Below are 5,085 nucleotides of genomic sequence, written 5' to 3' on the forward strand. Positions count from 1 at the left end.
TAGCATAGGATATATAACTCCTCAAAAGTGTGAGGACTTAGCTAAAAATTCTGCATAATTTGTTCAACTTTTTGTGTCCAAGATATTGACATAGGTCCACGTAGACACTTTCAAAGTAAACGGAAAAGAATACAAAACAGAAAAATTAACCCCAGAACTCGTGGAATCAACAGACGCGGTAATAATAACAACAGGACACAAAAACAACGTAGATTACGACATGCTCGTTGAAAAGGCAAAAGTAATACTCGACACAAAAAATACTTTGAAAGATAAATACTACGAAAACCAAGACAAAATTTTCTTGATATAAGGAGCGATTACATTGCTAAAATTTGTTCTAATAGGTTGTGGAAGAATAGCAACCAAAAAACACACAGAAGCATTCATAAACAACAAAGACTATATAAGCCTGGAAGCTGTTTGTGATATAGAAAGAGAAAAAGCAGAAAACCTCGCTGACATAATAGAAAAAAACGGACTAAAAAGACCAAAAATATACACAGATTACACAAAAATGACTGAAATGGATTTCGATTCCGCGGTAATAGCAACAGAATCAGGAAAACACTATGAAATATCCAAATTTTTCTTAGACAACTCAAAACACGTACTAACAGAAAAACCAATGGCTCTCAATACAAAACACATGGACGACATGATAAAAACAGCAGAAGAAAAAAATGTAAATCTTGGAGTATGTTTCCAGAATAGATTCAACCCACCAATTCAAGAACTTAGAAAAAAAATAGAATCAAACAACCTTGGGAACATATACCACGGACAAGCTTCTATAAGATGGAACAGAAACCAAGGTTATTACAAACAAGCTCCATGGAGAGGAACATGGGAACAAGACGGTGGAACTCTTATGAACCAATGTACACACAACATAGACCTTTTAATCTGGAACATGAACTCAGAAATAGAACACGTATACGGTCAAATAAACAACTTCAACCACCCATACATACAGGCAGAAGATTTTGGTTCTGCAATAATAAAATTCAAAAATGGAGCTCTTGGAATAATAGAGGGAACAGCAAACACATACCCAAAAAATCTCGAAGAGACTCTATCTGTATTTGGAGAAAACGGAACTGTTGTAATAGGTGGTCTTGCTGTAAACAAAATAGAAACTTGGAACATTCAGCAAGAATCAGAACACCCATTCCAAACACTTCCAGACCCAGAAACAGTATACGGAGCAGGACACACACCTTTATACAAAGATTTTCATGACTCAATAATAGAAGGAAGAAAACCTTACGTAGATGGAAAAGAAGGCAAAAAAGCAGTAGAAGTCGTACTGGCAATATACAAATCAACTAAAGAAAACAAACCAGTAAAATTCCCATTTGAATTCTCAACAGAAGACATGAAAGAATTCTTTGGTAGATAAATTATTTAAAACATGGTGCTCATTAGAGCACCATGTTTTTATTTTCTAAATTGAATTTTATGGGTTTAATCCCCTCTGAAATGACCATTAGAGAGGTTTCAATGAAACTGACTGAGTTGTTTTTATTCTCCCCTAAATGTATTAGGGGAGGGGTTTAGGCACTTGCCCTTGACCTTTCCAACAACTATAAACAAACAACAGAAATTGTGAAACAATTTCTATCCTTGTCACTCTGAGCCTGTCGAGTCTATTTTTAGCTAAGTTAAATTTTACTAATTATAAACCACCAAAATCTCTTTTTAATTTTTACTATTCTATACTTCTTAAATTATTACTCAAAAATTGTTTCAACTTATCCATGCTATATGGAGATTCTATCATAGCTTCCAGATATTTCCCTTTATCACTATAATCTATAAAAAGGTTTTTTCTTTCCAAAAGAATTCTAAAATACTCTCTAATAACTCTACCATTTCCTTCTCTAAAGGGATGGATAATATTCAATTCTGTAATAAAATAAGTTAATTTTTCTATGAGTTTATCATAGTCACAATCTATCAAATACACATCTTTTTTTAACTTTAAAAAATAATCACATAATAAATTATCTAAAAAAGGATAATGAGCAAATTTAAAATCATAATCTTTCATCTAAATTTTATGGGTCTTCAATACTTTTTGAATAATCTGTTTTTTAGAATATTTATTATTTTCTATTTCTTTATAAAAATCTAAATCTTTTTTACGTATTTTATATCCTTCTATTTCCATAGTATTTTTAATATATTCAATTCTGTTAAAAAAAGATTTTTCTGATTTTGCTGGCATATTAATCCCTCCTACCTCTATTATACAACACTTTGATTAATATTTTATAAAAAAAATAATTAATTTCTTACAGCCTTCAACATAAATCTCTGATTTCTCTATCCCAGGAGGGGTTTAGGCACTTGCCCTTGACCTTTCTAACAACTATCAACAAACAACAGAAATTGTGAAACAATTTCTATCTTTGTCACTCTGAGCCTGCCGAAGAATCTATTTTTTAGCTAAATTAAAATTTGCTTTTCACTCTTCCATCAAACAACCCCGATGATTATTTATATTTAATAACTTTATTTTATTACTCATTATATTAAAATAAAAATAGTGTTAAAAAGATTTTTATCTCCCATCATCACTATATATTATAGAATTGTTTTATTTACTAATATTTTTTAAAATTTCTTTTTCAATCTTTATTACATCAGGGAAAATTAATTTAATACCTTTACGTTGCAACGCTAAGACTTTTTTTGCTTTTGTTATAAGCTCTTTTTCTAATACTCCATCTACCCGAACAGGAACATTTCCAACAGGATCAATATATTCATTATTTATATATTGCTTAGTAATCGGGCACATATTTTGTATTAAAAATGCCTTTTCATGGCCTAAAACTTCTCCAAAAACAATCGTATCACATCTCTTATATTTAGCAATTTTTTTAGAATAAATACCTTTGAATTTTAATACTTTAGAAGAAAAAGGTATTACCCAATAAAGTGAGGTATTAGTGTCTTCAAAAGCTAAGAAGCATGGACGATCGTGTACTACAGCATTCAAAGTCTCTTTATTCTTCATTAAAAAACTATCCGGAAAATCTATGAAGTATTGATCATTTAAAAAATAAAAATTACCTTTTTTCATTAGCAGTAAACTCCTCATAAAGATAAAGCTCCACCCATATTAATGGATAGAGCTTTAGCAACATTTGAACTCGACCTTTTGTTAGTCGCATATCGAGTAGCGACAGTTATTTGAGCCTGACTATTTATTAGTCGCATATCAGGAAGCGACAAATATTTGATATATTTGCACTTAAATTATAACTCTTTTTATCAATTTCTGTCAAATGAAAACAAAAAAGATACCAACAAAAGTTGATATCTACAATTAATATTTATAAGTTTTATTCCCTTCTGAAATGAACATTAGAGGAGTGTCAGTGAAACTGACGGAGTTGTTTTTATTCTCCTCTTAATGTGTAAGAGGAGTACCAGCGAAGCTGGGGAGGAGTTTAGGCATTTGCCTTTGACCTTTCCAACAACCATCAACTCACAACCAACAACAGAAATCGCCAGGCGATTTCTACTCTTCCAACCTCCAACCTCCAACAACAGAAATTGTGAAACAATTTCTATCCTTGGCACTCTGAGTCCGGTAAAAATTAAAAATCGTAACTATATGTGCATTTTCTTTTTAATTTCCTCTATAGAATCCACTTCTTTAAACGGAGCATATTCTCCATAAGTTCTTTTAAGACTATTTATATTTTTCCCTCCAATAACTCCTAAATAATCTCTCATATCATCATTTTCTTTTATTATTTTCAACGCTTTTTTCATATCCATCTTTATTAACCATGTTCCTTTTTGCCCAACTCTTCTCGCATACAAATAACTCATATTAATCACCTCTGTTATCTACTTCTAAGAACATTTCATACCAAAAGTCAATAAATTCTTTATCAATATTTTTTGGTGCTTCCGGTAATTTATCTAACCATTTTCTCAGTTTATAGGAATATTCATCATAGTCTTCTTTATTATAACTTTTATATATAATTTCATGAGTATAATAATTTAAAATTGCATCTTTTCTATTCCAAAATTGTATTTCAATAGGAAATGTTTTTGGATTGAGTCTAAAGTATAAATGAATACCTCTATAACCATCATCTTTTGATTTATGATCTTTATAAAAATCGACTACTTCAAAACCTTTATTATATTTATAAACTTTTTCGATTATTTCTAAAACTCTTTCTTTTTCAATATCTACAATAAATCTAAAAGCTAAAGAATCATTACTAACCTCTCTCAATTGTTTTGACTTACCTATATTTTTATTCCACTTAATTTTAAATGACTCTAAAGATTTCAATCTATAACTGAGGTTCATTTCATCACTATCAAAATCTTCAATAATACTATTTATATCATAATCATTTATAATCTCATAGAAACTTAACATATTATCAAAAATTTCTTTTACCTCAAAATTTTCAATTGTTTTTCTTAAAGAAGAAAAATTATCATCAAAAATATTATGTTTTTGAATATTTTCAATTAAATTAGAAAGTACTTTATTAACTTTGTAAAATTTGTCTTCTTCCCCCATTTCTCACCTCTATTATACCAAATTTTTATTAAAATATTATTTATGAATATGTTTGTATAATTATATCTATTTTTGTCAAGTGAGAAAGAAAAAAGATACCAACCTAAGTTGATATCTAAAATTGATATTTATGGATTTAATTCCCCTCTGAAATGACCATTAGAGGGGTGTCAGTGAAACTGACGGGGTGTTTTAGAAGCTCTTGTTATTCTAAAAAGCCCCCTTTTTAAAAGGAGGCTGTAGATTAATTTTTGTTTTGCTTCATTTCTTCTTCAATTTTTTTGATTTGTTCTATAGATAACTCTGTTACCTCTGAAATAGTTTTTTTATCAAGTGCTTTCTTTAAAAGCTTTTTAGCAGTTTCTAACTTGCCCTTTTTAATTCCTTTTTGAATACCATCTTCGTAAAGCTGTCTACCTCTTGTCATAATCAAATCACCTCTTTTTATGTCTATTTCTTTTAATTCATATTCATCTGTATCGTCTCTTGTTATTAATATATAGTATATTATAAATCCAAAT

6 protein-coding genes and 1 pseudogene are annotated in these 5,085 nt (G+C 29.5%); 1 reads left to right on the top strand and 6 read right to left on the bottom strand.

The genetic code is table 11. The annotated features are described in order from the left end of the window. The first annotated feature begins 325 nt into the window (after window positions 1-325). The gene (locus PWP28_RS13760) at window positions 326-1,402 is read left to right on the top strand and encodes a Gfo/Idh/MocA family protein (RefSeq protein ID WP_305081244.1); all 1,077 of its coding nucleotides are present in this window, start codon (window positions 326-328) and stop codon (window positions 1,400-1,402) included. A gap of 309 nt (window positions 1,403-1,711) precedes the next feature. On the opposite strand, the gene PWP28_RS13765 is transcribed toward PWP28_RS13760, so the two are convergent. From PWP28_RS13765 to PWP28_RS13790, 6 genes and pseudogenes are all read right to left on the bottom strand, one after another. After that, window positions 1,712-2,053 carry a Fic family protein gene (locus PWP28_RS13765; RefSeq protein ID WP_308645013.1) on the bottom strand — a complete coding sequence of 114 codons (342 nt, stop codon included), beginning with the start codon at window positions 2,051-2,053 and terminating at the stop codon, window positions 1,712-1,714. Next, the gene (locus tag PWP28_RS13770) at window positions 2,054-2,230 is read right to left on the bottom strand and encodes a hypothetical protein (protein WP_305081246.1); all 177 of its coding nucleotides are present in this window, start codon (window positions 2,228-2,230) and stop codon (window positions 2,054-2,056) included. It lies immediately after the preceding gene. A gap of 372 nt (window positions 2,231-2,602) precedes the next feature. Beyond that, window positions 2,603-3,091, bottom strand: a complete 489-nt coding sequence (cptIN, locus tag PWP28_RS13775; protein ID WP_308645014.1) for a type III toxin-antitoxin system CptIN family toxin — start codon at window positions 3,089-3,091, stop codon at window positions 2,603-2,605. Window positions 3,092-3,624: 533 nt separating this feature from the next. Then, on the bottom strand, window positions 3,625-3,849 hold the full coding sequence (locus PWP28_RS13780) for a hypothetical protein (protein ID WP_308645015.1): 225 nt from the start codon (window positions 3,847-3,849) through the stop codon (window positions 3,625-3,627). Between the two features lies 1 nt (window position 3,850). Then, window positions 3,851-4,564, bottom strand: coding sequence for a hypothetical protein (locus tag PWP28_RS13785; protein ID WP_305081249.1), 714 nt, complete (start codon window positions 4,562-4,564; stop codon window positions 3,851-3,853). Window positions 4,565-4,808: 244 nt separating this feature from the next. Beyond that, window positions 4,809-5,085 (bottom strand): annotated as a pseudogene (locus PWP28_RS13790) (hypothetical protein); the annotation flags it as partial.

This window comes from Oceanotoga sp. (assembly GCF_030445905.1).
Taxonomy (GTDB): domain Bacteria; phylum Thermotogota; class Thermotogae; order Petrotogales; family Petrotogaceae; genus Oceanotoga; species Oceanotoga teriensis.